The organism is Halomonas salipaludis, assembly GCF_002286975.1.
In the GTDB taxonomy this organism is placed as follows: Bacteria; Pseudomonadota; Gammaproteobacteria; order Pseudomonadales; family Halomonadaceae; genus Franzmannia; species Franzmannia salipaludis.
On the sequence record NZ_NSKB01000001.1, the window covers coordinates 228,453 to 247,082 of the forward strand.

Genomic DNA, 18,630 nt, shown 5'->3' on the forward strand with positions numbered 1-18,630 from the left:
TAGCCGCTAGCGCGGTGACAAGCGCCGGTTGAGGCCGGTCTCGGCGATCATGCGTGTCGAGATCTCCTCGATGGAGAAGCGCGTGGTATCGATGAACGGTACATGCATCTGGCGGAACAGTCCCTCGGCCTGCTGCACCTCCTGCATGCACTGATCCATCGAGCAGTAGCGGCTGTTGGGGCGCCGTTCGCTGCGGATCGCCGCCAGCCGGCGGGCGTCGATGGTCAGGCCGAACAGCTTGTGGCGGAAGGGCGCCAGCGCCGCCGGCAGCTTGAGGCTGCCATCCTCGTCGAGGTCGTCGTCGGTGAGCGGGTAGTTGGCGGCACGGATGCCGAACTGCAGCGCCAGGTAGAGCGAGGTCGGCGTCTTGCCGCAGCGCGACACCCCAACCAGGATGATATCGGCCTTGTCGTACTGATGGGTGCGCGCGCCGTCGTCGTTGTCGAGGGCGAAGTGCACCGAATCGATGCGGTTCATGTAGGCATCATCGCGGCCGATCGAGTGGGTGCTGCCGACGCTATAGGTAGAGCGCGTGGCCAGCTCCTTCTCCAGCGGCTCGAGGAAGGTCGAGAAGATATCGACCTTGAAGCCGCTGGCCTGGCTGATCACGTCGCGGATGTCGGCATCGACGATGGTGTCGATGATGATCGGTTGGGCGCCGTCGCGCACGGCGGTGGCGTTGATCACCTCGACCAGTGCCTCGGCCTTGTCGACGCTGTCGATGTAGGGCTTGGTGAGCATGCGGATATCGACGCTCTCGAACTGAGCCAGCAGGCTGCGGCCAAGGCTTTCGGCGGTAATGCCGGTGCCGTCGGAAATGAAGAAGGCGGTACGGGTCATGGTGGTCTCGTCTGGTCGCGGTGGAGCGATTACTACACAAAACCCCGCGTGTTGTAAAAATCCTCCAGTGACTTCGCTGTTAGACCAATGGCGAATATGGCCTTGGCTTGGTAGGGTGAGCCACACTTCGCTAGCGGCCTCGCCGCGCTTTGCGCCGATACCGCCACAAGCGGTATTCCGCACCTGAACTAGGGGGTCTCGTGGAAGAGTACATTGTGTGGTTCGACCAGCTGGGCATGCACGACGTCGAACGCGTCGGTGGCAAGAACGCCTCACTCGGCGAGATGATCTCCAACCTGGCCGGGGCCGGCGTCAGTGTGCCCGGCGGCTTCGCCACCACGGCCCACGCCTATCGCGAATTCCTCGCCCACGAAGGGCTCAACGAGCGCATCAACCAGGCCCTGGCGCGGCTCGACGTCGACGACGTCGGCGAGCTGGCACGGGTTGGCGCCGAGATCCGCCAGTGGGTGATCGACACACCGCTGCCGCCGGCCTTCGAGGCGGCGCTACGCGACGCCTACCAGCAGATGGAAGCCAAGCACCCCAGCCTCAAGGCCGCGGTGCGTAGCTCGGCCACCGCCGAAGACCTGCCGGATGCCTCCTTCGCCGGCCAGCAGGAGACCTTCCTCAATATCGAAGGCTTCGACAATATCAAGCGCGCGGTCCACGAGGTATTCGCCTCGCTGTTCAATGATCGTGCCATTTCCTACCGGGTCCACCGCGGCTATGCCCACGAGAACGTGGCACTGTCCGCCGGGGTGCAGAAGATGGTGCGCTCCGAGACCGGTGCCAGCGGGGTGATGTTCACCCTCGATACCGAGTCGGGCTTCCGCGATGCGGTGTTCGTCACCGCCTCCTGGGGGCTCGGCGAAACCGTGGTGCAGGGCGCGGTCAATCCGGACGAATTCTATGTTCACAAGCCGACCCTGGCCGCCGGCCGGCCGGCGGTGCTGCGCCGCAACCTCGGCTCCAAGCTGATCAAGATGATCTACACCGCCGATGCCAGCGCCGGCAAGTCGGTGGAGACCGTCGAGGTGCCGCTCGTCGAGCGCGGCCGCTTCTGCATCAATGACGCCCAGGTCATGGACCTGGCGCGCCAGGCGGTGATCATCGAGCAGCACTACCAGCGGCCGATGGACATCGAGTGGGCGCTGGACGGCGACGACGGCAAGCTCTACATCGTTCAGGCGCGCCCCGAAACCGTGGTCTCGCAGCAGGAGGGCGGCAAGCTCGAGCGCTTCCAGCTCAAAGAGAAGGGCCGCACCCTGGTCAGCGGCCGGGCCATCGGCCAGCGCATCGGCCAGGGCGCGGTCAAGGTGATCCTGACCCCGGACGAGATGGACAAGGTCAAGGACGGCGACGTGCTGGTCACCGACATGACCGATCCCGACTGGGAGCCGATCATGAAGCGCGCCTCGGCGATCGTCACCAACCGCGGCGGGCGTACCTGCCACGCGGCGATCATCGCCCGTGAGCTGGGGATTCCGGCGGTGGTCGGCTGCGGCGACGCCACCGCAGTGCTCAGCGACGGCCGCGAGGTCACGGTGTCGTGTGCCGAGGGCGACACCGGCAACGTCTACGAGGGGCTACTGGCCTTCGACCGCAAGGTCTCGAGCGTTGACGCCATGCCCGAAATCCCGTTCAAGATCATGATGAACGTCGGCAATCCCGACCGCGCCTTCGGCTTCGCCGGCCTGCCCAACGCCGGCGTCGGGCTGGCGCGGCTGGAGTTCATCATCAACCGCATGATCGGCGTGCATCCCAAGGCGCTGCTCGACTACGACCGCCTGCCCCTCGACCTGCAGCAGAGCATCGACCTGCGCACCGCCGGTTATAGCGACCCGGTGAGTTTCTATATCGACAAGCTGGTCGAGGGCATCTCGACCCTGGCCGCGGCCTTCTATCCGCAGCGGGTCATCGTGCGGCTGTCGGACTTCAAGTCCAACGAGTACGAGAACCTGATCGGTGGCAAGCTCTACGAGCCCGGCGAAGAGAACCCGATGCTCGGCTTCCGCGGCGCGTCGCGCTACATCTCCGACGCCTTCCGGCCGTGCTTCGAGCTCGAATGCAAGGCGCTCAAGCGGGTGCGCGAAGAGATGGGCCTCGACAACGTCGAGATCATGGTGCCCTTCGTGCGCACGCCGGACGAAGGCAAGGCGGTGGTCGACCTGCTCGCCGCCAACGGCCTGGCCCGCGGCGACAACGGCCTCAAGGTGATCATGATGTGCGAGCTGCCGGCCAACGCGCTGCTGGCCGACGAGTTCCTCGCCCACTTCGATGGCTTCTCCATCGGCTCCAACGACCTCACCCAGCTGACCCTGGGTCTGGATCGCGACTCGGGGATCGTGGCGCACTTGTTCGACGAGCGTAACCCGGCGGTCAAGAAGCTTCTGGCGATGGCGATTCAGGCCTGCAAGGCCCAGGGCAAGTACGTCGGCATCTGCGGCCAGGGCCCCTCGGATCATCCCGATCTCGCCAAGTGGTTGATGGAGCAGGGCATCGACTCGGTGTCGCTGAACCCCGATGCGGTGCTCGAGACCTGGTTTATGCTCGCCGGTGAAACGCTGGGCTAGCAGCCTAGCTAGCGGGCCGGGGGGCAGGCCGTAGAGGAGGTTTCGATGCCATGGATGGCATCGGTAGCGCCCAGGGATGGTTTACAGCGCCTCCTCGCAGGCCTGCCCCCGGGCAAGCCACGGTTGGATTTAGCAAGCTACTAAGATGCTGCGCCCGCTCGACGACCCCGTCGAGCGGGCGCTTTTCGTCTATGCTGTCAGTCTCCCCCTAACGCCTGCGACAAGGAGCCCGTCCCATGCCTACTTCCATCGTTCCCTCCCGCCGTCGCCTGCTGCCGTGGGCGGTAGCCGTGACCCTCTGCGTGCCCCTCGCAGCCCAGGCCGAGGTGGCCTTCGACTACGATATCCCGGCGATCGCCCCGGAAGTCAGTTCCGGCAGCGAGGAGAAACCCGGCTGGGCCACCCAGCGCTTCGCCGTGGCCGCCGCCAACCCGCTGGCCACCGATGCCGGCTATCAGGTGCTCAAGGCCGGCGGCAGTGCGGTCGACGCGGCGATTGCGGTACAGATGGTGTTGACCCTGGTCGAGCCACAGTCCAGCGGCATCGGCGGTGGAGCCTTCCTGATGCACTACGACGGCGAGGCGGTGCAGGCCTACGACGGCCGTGAGACTGCACCGGGCGACGTCGATGGCGAGCTGTTTCTCGATGAGGAGGGTGAACCGCTCGACTTCATGGACGCCGCGGCCAGCGGCCTCTCGGTAGGTGCACCGGGTACCGTACGCATGCTCGAGCTGGCCCATGAGCGCCACGGCGAGCTGCCCTGGGCGGCGCTGTTCGAGCCAGCGATCGCGCTGGCCGAGCAGGGCTTCGCGGTCAGTCCGCGGCTGCATACCAGCTTGGCCGGTGAGGAGCGGCTACGCAACGACCCATTGGCAGGGCCGTTCTACTACCCCGATGGCGAACCACTGGCCGAGGGGCATGAACTGAAGAACCCGGCACTGGGGGCGATCCTGCGCGAACTCGCCGAGCACGGCAGCAAGGCCCTGCACACCGGGCCTATCGCCGAGGACTTGGTGTTTCGCGTTCAGGATCACGCCGAGCGGCCCGGCACCCTGAGTCTTGAAGACCTGGCCAGCTACTCTGCCGAGACCCGCACGCCGCTGTGCAGCGACTGGCAGGCCTATCGCGTATGCGGCTTTCCGCCGCCGTCCTCTGGACACCTGACCATCATGCAGATCCTCGGCGTGCTCGAGCACCTGCCCGCGATCGAGGCGCCGCTCGAGGATGACCGGCCGAGTGTGGACTGGCTGCATCAGTTTCTCGAGGCCTCGCGGCTGGCCTTCGCCGACCGCGGCAAGTATATCGCCGACCCCGACTTCGTCGAGGCGCCCGGCAACGACTGGAACAGCATGCTCGACCCCCACTATCTCGCCGGGCGGGCCGCCTTGCTGGGTGAGGAGAGCCTGGGTAGCGACGGCGCCGAGCCGGGTGAGCCTGGCGAGCTCACCACCGCTTGGGCGGTGCAGCCCGAGCAGCCCGAGTACGGCACCAGCCATATCAGCATCATCGACGAGCACGGCAATGCCTTGGCCATGACCACCACCATCGAGTCGGCCTTCGGTTCACGGATCATGGCCGACGGCGGTACTGGCCTGTCCGGCGGCTACCTGCTCAACAATGAGCTGACCGATTTTTCGTTCACGTCGCAAGACGCCGATGGCAACCCGATCGCCAACCGCGTCGAGGCGCACAAGCGGCCGCGTTCGAGCATGAGTCCGACACTGGTGTTCGATCGCGACAGCGATGCGCTGGTGGCAAGTCTGGGTTCCCCGGGCGGCGCGGCGATCATCCACTACACCGCCAAGGCGATGGTGGCGATGCTCGACTGGGGGCTGGACGCCCAGCAAGCCCTCGACCTGCCTCACGCCATCACCCTGGGCGGGCCGGTGTTCCTCGAAGAGGGGGGCTTCCCCGCCGAAGTGCTCGAGGCGCTCAACCAGCGCGGCCACGACGCCAGTGAGCGGGAGCTGGTCAGCGGCCTGCAGGCGCTGCAGGTCGTCGAGGACGGCTTCTACGGCGGAGCCGATCCACGCCGCGAAGGCGTGGTGATGGGGGAATAAGCACCTAGCGCAAAGTGCCGAGCCCCAGCCATCCAGCTTGGCGCTTGGCGCTATCAGCTTCTCAGCCAGTTCCTCAGCTTGACCAGCAGTAGCGCGCCGTCGCTGAGCTCGCGGCGGTCCTCGAGCAGCTCGGCGAGCAGATCGGGGCGGTCGGTGATGATATTGTCGACGCCCATGTCGATCAGCTGCGACATGCGTGCGCGGTCGTTGACCGTCCAGGTGTGCAGCTCGTAGCCGAAGTAGCTTGCGGCGCGGATCTCGGCATCGCTGACCCGGTTGTGACGTAGCCCGAGGGCATCGAAGCTAGTGCGATCGAGGGTGCCCGGTAGCACGAACTGGGCCAGCAGGGTGGTGCGTAGCTGCGGTTGGCGAGCCTTGATCTCGCGCACCAGCGACGGCGACATGGTGGCGATCAGTACGTCGCCATGGACGTCCTCGCTACCGCACCCTTGAGGCGGTTGTTGCGCCAAACCACGGCACTCCTGGCGCGCCAGGTTCTCGCGCCTCAGACTCTCGAGCACGGCATCGACCAGGTCCAGCTCACGGCCTGGGTCGGGCTTGAGATCGATCATCAGCGGGCTCTGGGTGCGGGTGCGGGCCAGGGCGTCATCCAGCGAGGGGATTCGCTCGCCGACGTAGGCGTCGCCGAACCAGCTGCCTACGTCAAACTGCTGCAGCTCCTCGAACGTCAGGTCGCGCAGTTGGCGCGAATCGCCAGCAAGACGCTGCAGGGTGCGATCATGATAGAGCACCACCTGGTCGTCGCCGGTGAGGCGCACGTCGATCTCGATGAAGTCGGCGCCGTCGAGGATCGCCTGGTCGACGGCCGCCAGGGTGTTCTCCGGGGCCGCCATGGAGCTGCCGCGGTGTGCGGTAATCAGTACCTCGTCGCGCAGCTCGAAGCTGTTGACGATTAGCCACGCCTGGCTGATCGCAAAGACGATCACCCCCAGCTCCACGGCCCAGGCCCAACGGCCTGGGTGAGCGTCGACAGTGGGTCGTGGCGGCCGCGGCTCACGATGTGCCAAGTGCAGGTAGAGGCACGCCGACAGTAGGCTGTTGGCGGCGATGCCGATGAAGGTTATCGCCAGCGTCAGCAGCACATAGCCGCTGAGATAGGCGAGCATCGCGGGTATCAGCACTGCGTTGCGCTCTGGCAGCCACCACAGCATCGGTGTGAAGACCCGGTCGAACAGCGACGAGATCAAAAACGGTAGGGCCACGATCACCACCAGCAGCAGGATCACCGCCGCGGCAATCGGGCGGCGGCGGCCGCGGGTCAGGCGATGGCTGCGTTTCAGGGCGCGCAGCGGGCTGAGAGTTTCGAGTACCACCAGCGGCAAGGCCAGGATCCAGCGGAAGTAGAGCGTTGCAGCAATGCTTGCCCAGACCAACGCCAGCGGCAGGCTGACCGCCAGGAACTGCCACAGTGCCGGTGGCCGCACACGCTGGACGTAGTAGGGGTCGAGGCCGCCGAGGAAGGCGCCGTAGAGCCAGCCAATCGCCAGCGCCGGCGGCAGCAACAGCAGCAGCTGGGCGCCGACCTGCACCACCACCAGCCCGGCCAGGGCTGGCAGGCGGCGCAGGCTACCCCAGAACGCTTCCCAGGCCAGCCGGTAGTGGTTGTCGCGGGGGCGCACCGCGACCAGGATCATTCCGGCCTGCTGCAGATAGAGCACCAGGAAGGTCAGGCCGATGGCGGCCAGTAGCCACAGCACGCCCCCCGGCGAGATCAGGATGTCGAACAGCTCGGCATTGCTGATCACCGGTCGGCCGAACTGGCCGAGCAGCGAGGTCAGGGTCCAGGCCACCGAAGGCAGCAGCACCGCCGAGGCGAGGACGGTAAAAAACAGGTGATAGGCGAGCAGAGGGCGAAAATGCTCACGCAGTGAGCGCAGCACGTCACCGTGTAATTGTGACAGTGACAGCATAGCAGTCCATTACTCCAACGGCAGGCGAGTCTCGGCAATCACGATACCGTTGTTGTCGGCGTACAGCCACTGGCCAGGGACGAGGCGGGCGCCGGCCATATGCATGGGTTGGTCGCGCTGGCCGCCGCCGTTGTCAGCGCCGCGCCGTGGGTGCACGCCCAGTGCCTGGACCCCGAACTCCATCTCGGCCAGCACGTCGACGTCGCGCACGCAGCCGTGGATTACCACGCCGACCCAGCCATTTTCCAGCGCCAGCTCGGCGAGGCGGTCGCCGAGCAGCGCGCAGCGCTGTGATCCGCCGCCATCGACCACCAGCACGGCGCCGTCGCCGGGCTCGGCAAGCATCTGCATCAGCAGGGCATTGTCCTCGAAGCAGGCGAGGGTCCGCAGCGGGCCACAGAATGCCTCGCGGCCGCCCAGGTTGAGAAAGACCGGCTCGAGCACCTGAACGTCAGGGTGAGCGTCGCAGATGTCCGGCGTGATGATATGGCTCATGCCTTGCTTGACCTTCGATCGCCGACTTTTCGTACAAACCTTAGCTATAAGGGCAGGCGGCAATTGTTGCAATAAAAAAACGCCCCGCATAAGCGGGGCGTTTCGGTCATCGGCTATGGCCATCGCTGCCAGGCAGCGGTGCCATCGATGTTGCGAGCATCGGCGACGATAGGCGTGATGCGGTCGATCAGGCTTCCTGGGCGACCGGAATCACATTCGAGGCAGCCTTTTGGTACTGCTCGATTTCATGGAAGTTCATGTAACGATAGATCTCTGATGCCATCGCGTCGAACTGTCCCATGTAACGCTGGTATTCTTCCACGCTCGGCAGGCGTCCTTCAACCGCTGCCACTGCGGCCAGCTCGGCGGAGGCGAGGTAGACGTTGGCGCCGTCGCCCAAGCGGTTGGGGAAGTTGCGCGTCGAGGTAGAGACCACGGTGGACTTGGCGGCCACCCGTGCCTGGTTGCCCATGCACAGCGAGCAGCCCGGCATTTCCATGCGCGCCCCGGCGCGGCCGTAGATGCCGTAGTAGCCCTCTTCGGTGAGCTGGTGCTGGTCCATCTTGGTCGGCGGTGCCAGCCACAGCTTGGTCTTGAGGCTGCCGGCCGGCTGCTGCTCGAGCAGCTTGCCGGCGGCGCGGAAGTGGCCGATGTTGGTCATGCACGAGCCGATGAAGACCTCGTCGATGGTCTCGCCGGCGACGTCGGAAAGCAGGCGGGCGTCGTCAGGGTCGTTGGGCGCGCAGAGGATCGGCTCCTTGATCTCTGCGAGGTCGATCTCGATCACTTCGGCGTACTCGGCGTCGGCGTCGGCACGCATCAGGCTGGGGTTGGCCAGCCACTCTTCCATGGCCTCGATGCGGCGGCGGATGGTGCGCTCGTCACCGTAGCCGCTGTCGATCATCCATTTCAGCAAGGTGATATTGGACTTCAGGTACTCGGCGACGCTGTCCTCACTCAGGGTGATGGTGCAGCCGGCGGCGGAGCGCTCGGCGGAGGCGTCGGAGAGTTCGAAGGCCTGCTCGACGGTGAGGTCGTCGAGACCTTCGATCTCCAGCACACGGCCGGAGAAGGCGTTCTTCTTGCCGGACTTCTCGACGGTCAGCAGACCATGCTTGATCCCGTAGTAGGGGATGGCATGCACCAGGTCACGCAGGGTGACACCGGGCTGGCGCTTGCCCTTGAAGCGCACCAGAATCGACTCCGGCATGTCCAGTGGCATGACGCCGGTGGCGGCGGCGAAGGCCACCAGGCCGGAGCCGGCCGGGAACGAGATACCCATCGGGAAGCGCGTGTGCGAGTCGCCGCCGGTGCCCACGGTGTCGGGCAGCAGCATGCGGTTGAGCCAGCTGTGGATGATGCCGTCACCGGGGCGCAGCGAAACACCGCCGCGGTTCATGATGAAGTCGGGCAGGGTGTGCTGGGTCTCGACGTCGACCGGCTTGGGATAAGCGCTGGTGTGGCAGAACGACTGCATCACCAGGTCGGTCTGGAAGCCCAGGCAGGCCAGGTCCTTGAGCTCGTCGCGGGTCATCGGGCCGGTGGTATCCTGGGAGCCGACGGTGGTCATCTTCGGCTCGCAGTACATGCCGGGACGCACGCCGTCCATGCCGCAGGCCTTGCCGACCATTTTCTGGGCCAGGGTATAGCCCTTGCCAGTGTCGACCGGCTGCTCTGGGGTCTTGAATACCTCGGAGGCTTCCAAGCCCAGCTCGTTGCGCGCCTTATCGGTCAAGCCGCGGCCAATGATCAGCGGAATACGGCCGCCGGCGCGCACTTCGTCGAGAATCACCCGGGTCTTGAGTTCGAAGGTGGAGAGCACCTCGTCGCTGCCGTGCTTGCAGACCTTGCCCTCATAGGGGTAGACGTCGATGACGTCGCCCATCTCGAGCTTGGTGACATCGAACTCGATAGGCAGGGCGCCGGCGTCTTCCATGGTGTTGAAGAAGATCGGCGCGATCTTGCCGCCGAAGCAGTAGCCGGCGGTACGCTTGTTGGGTACGTAGGGAATATCGTTGCCGAAGAACCACAGCACCGAATTGGTGGCTGACTTGCGCGAGGAGCCGGTGCCGACCACGTCGCCGACGTAGGCAACCGGGTAGCCCTTGGCCTTGACCGCCTCGATCTGTGCCAGCGGTCCCTTGCTGCCGGGCACTTCCGGTTCGATGCCGTCGCGCGGGTTCTTGAGCATGGCGTTGGCATGCAGCGGGATATCGGGGCGCGACCAGGCGTCCTGGGCCGGCGAGAGGTCGTCGGTATTGGTCTCGCCGGGCACCTTGAACACCGTCAGTGTGACCTTCTCCTCGAGCTTGGGCTTGGCCAGGAACCACTCGGCGTCGGCCCACGACTGCAGCACGTCTTTGGCCACGGCGTTGCCGTTCTTGGCGCGCTCGGCGACGTCGTGGAAGGCGTCGAACATCAGCAGGGTGTGCTTGAGTTGCTCGCCGGACTCGCGGGCCAGCTCGTCGTTGTCGAGCAGTTCCACCAGGGTGGCGATATTGTAGCCACCCTGCATGGTGCCGAGCAGCTTGACGGCGTGGATCTTGTCGATCAGCGGTGAGCTGGCTTCGCCCTTGGTGATGGCGCTGAGGAAGGCGGCCTTGACGTAAGCGGCCTCATCGACACCTGGCGGCACGCGGTCGGTGATCAATTCGAGCAGGAACTCTTCCTCGCCCGCCGGCGGTGTCTTGAGTAGCTCGATCAGCGCTGCGACCTGCTCGGCGTTAAGGGGTTTCGGCGGAATGCCCTCGGCGGCACGTTCCTCGACATGTTGGCGATAAGCTTCAAGCACGATAGGGCCCTCATCAAGTGTCTATGCCAGGACGTCGTCCGGTGCCGGGCGCGGTTGCCCGGCGCCAGTCGTATGCCGTCCTGGTTCTCGCGGTAACCATGTGAATGGGTGCAGCGGATCATACGTGAAACTGTCGACAATGTTAAGGAAGCGCGGCGTGGTGGGCCTTCAACTTTGGTCGCCGTGATGTTCGACGGACATGCGGCGACCAGATCGAGGGTGCTCCGGGCGGCTCGACGCGGTACCATCGGCGCCATGAATTTGCCTGACGGATTCAGCGGGAGAGGCTCATGAGTCGTCGGATCGTGTCGCCCTGCGTGGGCCTGTGTTCGACCACGGTGGGCGATACCACCTGCCGTGGCTGCCAGCGCCATGATCGTGAAATTCGCGACTGGCTGGGCTACGCCGGTGCCGAGCGCGAGGCGCGCATGCAGTCGCTTGACGCGCTGCGCGTGGCGGTCGCCGAGCGCTACCTGGAGGTCACCGATGCCGCGCTGCTCGAGGCGCAGCTGGTGCGCTACCGGATTCGCTTTCGCCCCGAGCAGCCGGCGCTGTCGCGGGCCATCGAACTGCTGCGGGTCGGGCGCCAGCGCATCAACGACATGACCCGCTACGGCCTTGCGCCGCGCAACGGCGCTGAAGCGCTGGGGCCGGCCGAGCTCTACGCGGTGCTCAACCAGGCACTGAATGCCGCCGCCCAGGCACGCAGCGACGCCGAACCCTAGAAATGTCTGACGTCGATTGTCTACAGCCACAGCCGAGCAACGGCCAACACATGCAAGAGAATCCAACCATGCAAGACGCACCCGAGGCGCTGCTGCCCGAGTCGCTGACCAGCTTCCTGCGCTGCCCCACCCCCGAGGCCTGGATTACCGCCGCGCTCGAGCATCAGGAGCTGCTGCTGATCGATCACGCCCAGTGCGAGAAGAAGGCCGCCTCCACGGCGATGAGCCTGATGTACCGCTACGTGGATCGGCCGCTGCTGCTGACCAAGATGTCGCAGCTGGCCCGTGAGGAGCTGCTGCACTTCGAACAAGTGATCAAGGTCATGGAGACCCGCGGCGTGACCTACCGCCATCTCAGCGCTTCGCGTTACGCAGAAGGTCTGCGCCGCCATGTGCGCGCTGAAGATCCGGCGCGACTGGTCGATATACTGATTATCGGGGCCTATATCGAAGCGCGTAGCTGCGAGCGTTTCGCGCGGCTGATTCCGCACCTCGACGCTGAACTTGCCAAGTTCTATCGCAGTCTGGTTAAGTCGGAAGGGCGCCACTTCGAGGACTACCTGATGCTGGCGCGCCGCTATGCCGAGGAGGGGGGCGATGCCCAGGTCGAGGCGCGTATCGTCTTCTTCGCCGAGTGTGAAGCCGACTTGATCGAGCGCAAGGACAGCGAGTTTCGCTTCCACAGCGGCCTGCCGTGCGCCGCATGAGCCGCACGGACAGACGTACGGGATACTGAGCAGATAATAACGCAGGAACCATCATGATGCGGGAATCACCTGTCAACGAGCAATTAGCGCTATTCGGTCATTTTTCCCTGATGCTCGGCGAGGACAGCCTTTCCCAGTTCAGCTACGACAAGGTCAAGGCCCTGCTGGTCTATCTGCTGCTGCATCGCCAGCCGGTCAACCGTTCGACCCTGGCCGAACTGCTGTGGCCCGACCAGGGGCTCTCGTCGGGGCGTACCAACCTGCGCCATGCGCTGCACTGCCTGCGCCAGTCGCTGGGTGATCAGGCCGAGCGGGTGCTGGTGGTGTCGCGCCAGACCATCGCCTTCAAGCTGCCCGACGAGTGGGCGTTCGACCTCCACGAGTTGCAGGAGATGCTCGATGCCCCGGCCGATATCGTCGCTCTCGAGTCGATCCTCGACATCTACCGCGGCGACCTGGTCGAAGAACTGCAGCTGTCGGCCTGCGCCGATTTCCAGCGTTGGCTGCTGCGTGTGCGCAACGAGTGGCGCCAGCGCGTCATTGCCTATGCCGAGGCCGTGCTCGAGTCCCACGACGAAGTGCCCGAGCACCTGCTGCGGGCGCTGGTCAGCCGCTTTTCCGGCTACGGCCCCTTCCACGAGCGGCTGGTGCGCCAGCTTGCCGAGCAGGGCCAGTCGGCTGCCGCCCATGAGCAGTACAACGCCTATCTGCAGCTGTTGGCGCTCTCCGGCCAGCAGCCCGAACCGACCTTTCTGCAGCTCGCTCGCCACTGGTCCGATGGCAAGGGTGAGTTGCAGCGGCTTTCGCCCCAGGGCGCCTTCTCGCGGGCACTGGCCGCCGACAGCTCGCCACTACGCGACGAGGAGATCGAGCAGCGCCAGCTGTCGGTGATGGCAATCCGCCTGCGCCTCAAGGGTGAGTGGCAGGATCGCGCCGAGACCCGTGCCTGCCTGGCGCTGCAGATCGAGCTGATGCGCTGGCTCGAGCAACAGTGCCACCACCTGGGCGGCTTCTGGCTGCCCGGCGCCACCGGTGGCCTCGGTCTGGCTTGCTTTGGCACCCACGGCCCGGCCCATCAGCTTGCCGAGCTGGTAGCACTCTACGAACACTGCCGGCGTGCGCTGCCCGAGGAGAGCGCGCGCCACTGGAGTGGCGACGCGGCGATTCCCAGCTTCGAGTTGGCCGCTGGTCTCAACAGCGGCCGCGTGGTGTATCTGCCCGAGCGCCAGCTGGTCGACCCGCTTGGCCAGGTGACCCAGGTGTCGTTGGAGCTGATGAGCGCCGCCGAAGGCAGCGAGCTGGTGATCTCCCAGGAGTCGAGCCAGCACATGCCGCCGGCGCTCGACCTGCAGCCGCGGCTATCGTCGCGGCTGCTGGCTAGCGACGGCAAGATTCGCCTGCGCGCCCTGGTGCTGGGCACCAACGAGGGCGGCCGCGAGGCGCTGCCGCCCAGCCTGATTGGTCGCGAGGCAGCGCTGCGCAAGCTGCGCGACGCCCTGGCCCGGGCCGGTATCGGCTTGCGCCAGAGCGTGCTGGTACGCGGCGCCTCGGGGATGGGCAAGTCGGCGTTGCTGGTCGGCTTTCGCCAGGTCGAGCAGAGCCTCGATGCGGCGGTGTGCTGGCAGCCGACCACGCGACTCTCGGTGCAGGTCCCTTATGGCGTGGCGCGCCAGCTGCTGCACTGGCACCTGGGCGATAACGTCGATGCCCAGGCGTTCGGCACGCTGCTCGAGCAACTGCCGGGGCTCAATCTGGACGCTGCCAAGCGTCAGCTGCTCGAGGAGGCGCTTGGTGTTCGCGAGCCCGAAGAGGTATCGACGTCGGCGCAGAGCGGTGAAGCCGTGGAGCTAGTGGTCAGCCTGATGCGACGGCTGATCGAGCTGCTCACCCAGGAGCGGCCGCTGGTGATGATGATCGACGACCTGCAGTGGCTGGATGAGCTCTCATTCAAGGTGCTCTCCGGGCTGCAGGCACGCTTGCCGATCAACTGTCCGCTGCTGATGGTGGCCAGCCATCATGGCCGCGAGCCGCTACCGGCCAAGCTGCACTGGGACCAGCAGATTGCGCTGGGGCGTCTCGATGCATTGCAGTCGTCGCGACTGTTGTCGCAGCTGGCGCGCCGCTATCGGCTGCATCTCAGCCCGCGGCTGCGTAATCAGTTGATCGAGCGCTGCGACGGTGTGCCGCTCTATCTGCAGGAGATCTGCCGACGCCTCGACATGGACCGCCGCGAGGGGCGCAGCGTACAGCTCGACGAGCTGCCCCGCGGCCTGCTTGGCCTGCTTGCCAGCCGCATCGACCAGCTCGACGTGGATCGTGAGATCGCCCACGTGGCGGCGGTGCTGGGGCGTCAGTTCCGGCTCGACTTCCTGGTCGAGTGCAGCGGCTGGGAGCCGGCGCGGCTCAAGCAGGCGCTGGAGCAGATGTGTCGCCTCGAGGTCATCGAGGCCTGCGACAGCGGCAGCGAATTCGACTACCAGTTCAGCCACCAGCTGTTGCAGGAAGCGGCCTACCTCTCCTGTCCCCGCGACCTGCGCATGCGTATTCACCTGCAGGTGGTCAACCTCATCGAGGAGCGCTTCCCGATGTGGATCAGTCGCCACCCCGGCGATTTCGCCACCCATCTGCGCCGCAGCGGCCACTACGCTCGCGGCGCGCGCTACTTCGAGCTGGCCGCCCGCGAGGCGCTCAAGGTCAGTGCCAACCGTACCGCGCTGAAGATGGCCGACTTCGGGCTTGCCAGCCTGCGCCACGTCGACGACCAGGGCGAACGCGAGATCAGCCTGCTGACCGTGCGTGGCCAGGCCGCCTTCGCTCTCGAAGGCCACGGCTCGCCGACCGCCCACGAAAGCTTCGTGCGCGCCCGTGAGCTGATGGCCAGCGAAAGCAGTAAGGAGGACTCCGAAGAGGCCGATCTCGAGCAGCGCTTCCTGGTCAAGTGGGGGCTGTGGGTAGGCTGCAGCCAGCGCCACGCGCATGCCGACGCCTTTTCACTGGCGTCCAACCTTTCTGCCCTGGCCGCGCGCCTCGACGACGTGCGCTACCAGCGCCTCGCCGACTACGCCCAGGCCACCTGCGAATACTGGGCCGGACGCATTCGTCAGGCCTACGACCACCTCGAGGAGATCGACCCGCTCAACCAGCCGATGATGATCGAGTGGCTGCCGTTCTCCGATCATCCTCAGGTCGCGGCGTCCTGCTACCAGGGCTGGGCGCTGTGCCTGCGCGGCGACTACCGCCGCGCCGAGCAGCAGGCCGAAGCCGCCATCCGCCTCGCTGAACGCTTCAAACACCCCGGCTCGCTGGCCATGGCGCTGCTGTTCTCGGCGGCGGTGTACCGTCAGCTGGGACATGTGCACCTGGCCGGCATGCGCGCACAGCGTGCCTTCGAGCTGACTGGTACCCCGGATCTGCATCTGTGGCAGGTGTCGTCGCAGAGCCTGATCGGCTGGCAGCGGGCGCTGGCCGGTGACACCGAAGGCCTGGTGATGCTGCAGGCGGGGATGGAGGAGTTCGACGAGGTGACCGGGCGCGAGCGGTATACCAGGCCGGTGCTGTGGTACGTCGACGCCTGCGTGGCGCTGGGCGAGTACGCCCGCGCCGAGGATTACCTCGACCAGTGTCTGCTGGTGGCCCAGGAGCGCGGCTCGCTCTACCTGCCGGAGATTGCCACGCAGCTGGCACGGGTGCGTCACCACCTCGGTCACCCCCGCGAGGCGATACGGGCGCTGGCCGAGCAGGCGCTGGCACAGGCTCGCGAGCATGAGAACCTGCACCAACAGCTGCATGCCCTGGAGCTGTGGCTGACGCTGATCGACCCGGCCGACGGCAAGGCGCGTGACGAGTTACGGCGGCTGCTCAGTGTGGTTTCGCACAGCGATGCGCCGGTATTGGTACGCTGGCGCAATTTGCTCGATCAGCGCGTCGCGGTCAGCATGGACAACTAGGCGGCGGGTCAGGCGTCGGTGGTGCTGAGCTCCAATGCAGCGATGCGCGCCAGCGCCTCGCTGCGCCGCTCGCCGCATAGTTCGGCGTCGAAGTCGAAGGCCCGGCATACCGCCGGGCGGCGCGGATCGCCGAACAGCCGACACAGGTTGTCTTCGTCGAGCTGTACGCAGCGTTCTCCGGCCGGCTTGCCGTGGGGCATGCCGGGAATCGGCGAGCTGATCGAGGGCGCGATGCAGCAGGCACCGCAGCCCGGCCGGCAGCCCGCCTCGCTCACGGCCCCGCCTCGGCGATGGCGCCCTTGTCGATCCCTTCGAAGGCCTTGACACGGATGCGTTCGCCGCACTCCCGGGCGATTTTCGCGGCGAGCCACGCGGCAATCTGCTCGACGGTGGTGGTACACGGCAGCACGGCGCAGCGCGCACGAGGCAGGCACAGGGCGAACCTGCCCTGGGGGGCCTGATAGTGGCAGCGCAGCGTATCGGCGTCGCCGTCGTCGATGACATCCTCGGCGTCGACCAGGTAGCGATCCGCCAGCCAGTTCGCCCAGCGTACTTCCAGCCCGGTGTCGCGTCGGCCCTGACGCCATACCTCGAGACGCGAGCGGTGGCCGTGGGCAATCCGCTGGCAGTTGCCGGCATGCCGCTTGAGGCCATGGCTGTAGGTATAGCTGGCGCCGTCGATGGTTTCGTCACGCAGCCCTAGGCGGATCGCCACGACACGCGGGGGAGGGCGTCGCATCAGCTCCTTGGCCAGGTGCTCGCCGAGCCGCTCGGCGCCGATGGCTTGCCAGGGCAACAGGGTGAAGGCCTGGCGTGGGCCACGCACTTCCATCGGGTAGGGCAGCTGAGTGCGTATCGCCAGTCCCTCGCGGCACTCCTCAACGCTGATGCCCGGCGCGCGGCTCGGTACCAGTAGCGTATGGTCGGCGCCGGCATCCAGTCGCGACTTGATCCACGGCTTGACCTCGCCGAAGTCGAACAGCATGCCGTCCTCGCCCAGTGCGCCGTCGAGCTCGGCATCGACATGCCAACTGGCGCCGATCAATCCGCGCTTCGGGCACCATAGCGAAACGTCGAGCTGGGTCAGGCGATTTACGAATAGCGTCATGCGAACCCCGCAATCTTGTGGGTCTGCAGCGACAGCTGCCAGCGCGGCGTGGCCAGGCAGTAGGCCAGGGTCGCCGCCAGTGTCGTGCCGTGGCCGCCACGCGGTGCCAGATCCATCGGCTGCAGGTAGAAGTGAGCGAAATCGAGTTCGGCGAAGCGCTCCGGCGGCGCTTCCGCTTGCGGATAGACCAGCTTGAGCTCGTCGCCGGCGGTGACCGCCAGCCGGCTGCTGCCCTTGGGGCTTACGCATAGCCAGTCGATGCCGGCGGGGGGCGCCAGGGTACCGTTGGTCTCCACGGCGATCTCGAAGCCAATCGCATGCAGGGCGTCGATCAACGCGGCGTCGAGCTGCAGCAGCGGCTCGCCGCCGGTAAAGACCACATAGGGCGTAGCCCCTTCACTGGCCACCGGCCACATCGCCTGCAAGTGCGCGGCCAGTTCCGCGGCGCTGGCGAAGCGACCGCCACCCTCGCCATCGACCCCGACAAAGTCGGTATCGCAGAAGGTGCACACGCTGCTGGCTCGATCCGCCTCGCGGCCGCTCCACAGGTTGCAGCCGCTGAAGCGGCAGAATACGCTGGCTCGCCCGGCACGGGCCCCTTCGCCCTGCAGAGTGTAGAAGGCCTCCTTGACGTGGTACATCAGCGCAATACCCCACTGTCGTGGCGCGGTGAATAGGCAATCGGATCGCCAACGCCGTTGGCGGCGAAGGCCGCCAGGCGCTCGCGGCAGCTGCCACAGCTGCCGCAGGCCAGCGCCTCGCCGCGATAGCAGGTCCAGGTCTCGGCGTAGTCGAGGCCCATGGCCAGGCCATCGGCGAGGATTTCGTCCTTGCTGCGGTACAGGTAGGGGGCGATGATCTCCACGGCATCGAAGTTGGCGATCGCCGCCACCGCGTTCATGCGCTCGACGAACTCGGGGCGACAGTCGGGGTAGAGCACGTGGTCGCCGCCGTGGGCGCCATAGTAGACCCGGGGCGCGCCGATATTGACTGCCTGGGCGATGGCCAGCGAGAGCAGGATCATGTTGCGGTTGGGCACCACGGTGGCGGCCAGGTTGTCGGCGGCGTAGCCGCCGTCGGGCATCGCACGACTGGCATCGGTCAGCGCCGAGTTGTCGATCAGGCCGTGGATGGCGCGAATATCGACCACCTGATGGGCCACCGCGAGGTGCTCACAGACGCTGCGTGCCACGTCCAGCTCGCGGGCGTGGCGCTGGCCGTAGTCGAAGGAGAGCGCGTGGACGCGATGGCCTTCGCGCACGGCGCGGTGAAGCACGGTGTAGGAATCCATGCCGCCGGAGTAGATCACCACGGCGGGTCGAGTATCGGTTGTCATGGGGCAGCCCTTGTCGGAGAATTTGTCCGGGGTCCGGTCCGGTAGCGGCGCCATTGTAGCCGCGCTGCTGGAGCCTGGCTATACGCCGGCCGGCCCGGTACTCTCGGGGCAGCGTCG

The 18,630-nt window shown here is 66.3% G+C and carries 13 protein-coding genes; 5 read left to right on the forward strand and 8 right to left on the reverse strand.

Annotated elements, in window-relative coordinates:
• Window positions 1-6: 6 nt before the first annotated feature.
• Entirely contained in the window at window positions 7-840 is an 834-nt protein-coding gene (ppsR, locus tag CK498_RS01200) for a posphoenolpyruvate synthetase regulatory kinase/phosphorylase PpsR (RefSeq protein WP_095619033.1), read from the reverse strand.
• Window positions 841-1,040: 200 nt separating this feature from the next.
• Between ppsR and ppsA the strand changes: the two genes are divergently transcribed.
• Together ppsA and ggt are read left to right on the forward strand one after the other, a co-directional pair.
• Window positions 1,041-3,413 carry a phosphoenolpyruvate synthase gene (gene ppsA / locus CK498_RS01205; RefSeq protein WP_095619034.1) on the forward strand — a complete coding sequence of 791 codons (2,373 nt, stop codon included), beginning with the start codon at window positions 1,041-1,043 and terminating at the stop codon, window positions 3,411-3,413.
• A gap of 236 nt (window positions 3,414-3,649) precedes the next feature.
• Window positions 3,650-5,473, forward strand: a complete 1,824-nt coding sequence (gene ggt, locus CK498_RS01210; RefSeq protein WP_095619035.1) for a gamma-glutamyltransferase — start codon at window positions 3,650-3,652, stop codon at window positions 5,471-5,473.
• Between the two features lie 53 nt (window positions 5,474-5,526).
• On the opposite strand, the gene CK498_RS01215 is transcribed toward ggt, so the two are convergent.
• From CK498_RS01215 to acnB, 3 genes are all read right to left on the reverse strand, one after another.
• Window positions 5,527-7,404, reverse strand: coding sequence for a glycerophosphodiester phosphodiesterase family protein (locus CK498_RS01215; RefSeq protein ID WP_095619036.1), 1,878 nt, complete (start codon window positions 7,402-7,404; stop codon window positions 5,527-5,529).
• Between the two features lie 9 nt (window positions 7,405-7,413).
• Window positions 7,414-7,899: a ribonuclease E activity regulator RraA gene (gene rraA, locus CK498_RS01220; RefSeq protein ID WP_095619037.1), complete on the reverse strand. Its 486-nt coding sequence runs from the start codon at window positions 7,897-7,899 to the stop codon at window positions 7,414-7,416.
• Between the two features lie 187 nt (window positions 7,900-8,086).
• On the reverse strand, window positions 8,087-10,690 hold the full coding sequence (acnB, locus tag CK498_RS01225; protein ID WP_095619038.1) for a bifunctional aconitate hydratase 2/2-methylisocitrate dehydratase: 2,604 nt from the start codon (window positions 10,688-10,690) through the stop codon (window positions 8,087-8,089).
• 290 nt (window positions 10,691-10,980) lie between these two features.
• Between acnB and CK498_RS01230 the strand changes: the two genes are divergently transcribed.
• From CK498_RS01230 to CK498_RS01240, 3 genes are all read left to right on the forward strand, one after another.
• Window positions 10,981-11,415 (forward strand): DUF1289 domain-containing protein, encoded by a 435-nt coding sequence (locus tag CK498_RS01230; protein ID WP_095619039.1) that lies wholly within the window; start codon window positions 10,981-10,983, stop codon window positions 11,413-11,415.
• A gap of 68 nt (window positions 11,416-11,483) precedes the next feature.
• Window positions 11,484-12,122 carry a tRNA-(ms[2]io[6]A)-hydroxylase gene (miaE, locus tag CK498_RS01235; RefSeq protein WP_229358921.1) on the forward strand — a complete coding sequence of 213 codons (639 nt, stop codon included), beginning with the start codon at window positions 11,484-11,486 and terminating at the stop codon, window positions 12,120-12,122.
• 53 nt (window positions 12,123-12,175) lie between these two features.
• Window positions 12,176-16,069, forward strand: a complete 3,894-nt coding sequence (locus CK498_RS01240) for an AAA family ATPase (protein WP_407645811.1) — start codon at window positions 12,176-12,178, stop codon at window positions 16,067-16,069.
• A gap of 8 nt (window positions 16,070-16,077) precedes the next feature.
• On the opposite strand, the gene CK498_RS01245 is transcribed toward CK498_RS01240, so the two are convergent.
• From CK498_RS01245 to queC, 4 genes are read right to left on the reverse strand one after another with little or no spacing between them, the layout of a single operon-like run.
• The gene (locus tag CK498_RS01245) at window positions 16,078-16,344 is read right to left on the reverse strand and encodes a YkgJ family cysteine cluster protein (protein ID WP_095619041.1); all 267 of its coding nucleotides are present in this window, start codon (window positions 16,342-16,344) and stop codon (window positions 16,078-16,080) included.
• Window positions 16,341-17,177 (reverse strand): 6-carboxytetrahydropterin synthase, encoded by an 837-nt coding sequence (locus tag CK498_RS01250; protein WP_095619042.1) that lies wholly within the window; start codon window positions 17,175-17,177, stop codon window positions 16,341-16,343. Before CK498_RS01250 ends, CK498_RS01245 begins: the two co-directional genes overlap by 4 nt.
• On the reverse strand, window positions 17,174-17,818 hold the full coding sequence (gene queE / locus CK498_RS01255; protein WP_095619043.1) for a 7-carboxy-7-deazaguanine synthase: 645 nt from the start codon (window positions 17,816-17,818) through the stop codon (window positions 17,174-17,176). The genes CK498_RS01250 and queE overlap by 4 nt, the downstream gene beginning before the upstream one ends.
• The gene (gene queC, locus CK498_RS01260) at window positions 17,818-18,513 is read right to left on the reverse strand and encodes a 7-cyano-7-deazaguanine synthase QueC (protein WP_095619044.1); all 696 of its coding nucleotides are present in this window, start codon (window positions 18,511-18,513) and stop codon (window positions 17,818-17,820) included. Before queC ends, queE begins: the two co-directional genes overlap by 1 nt.
• Window positions 18,514-18,630: the final 117 nt, after the last annotated feature.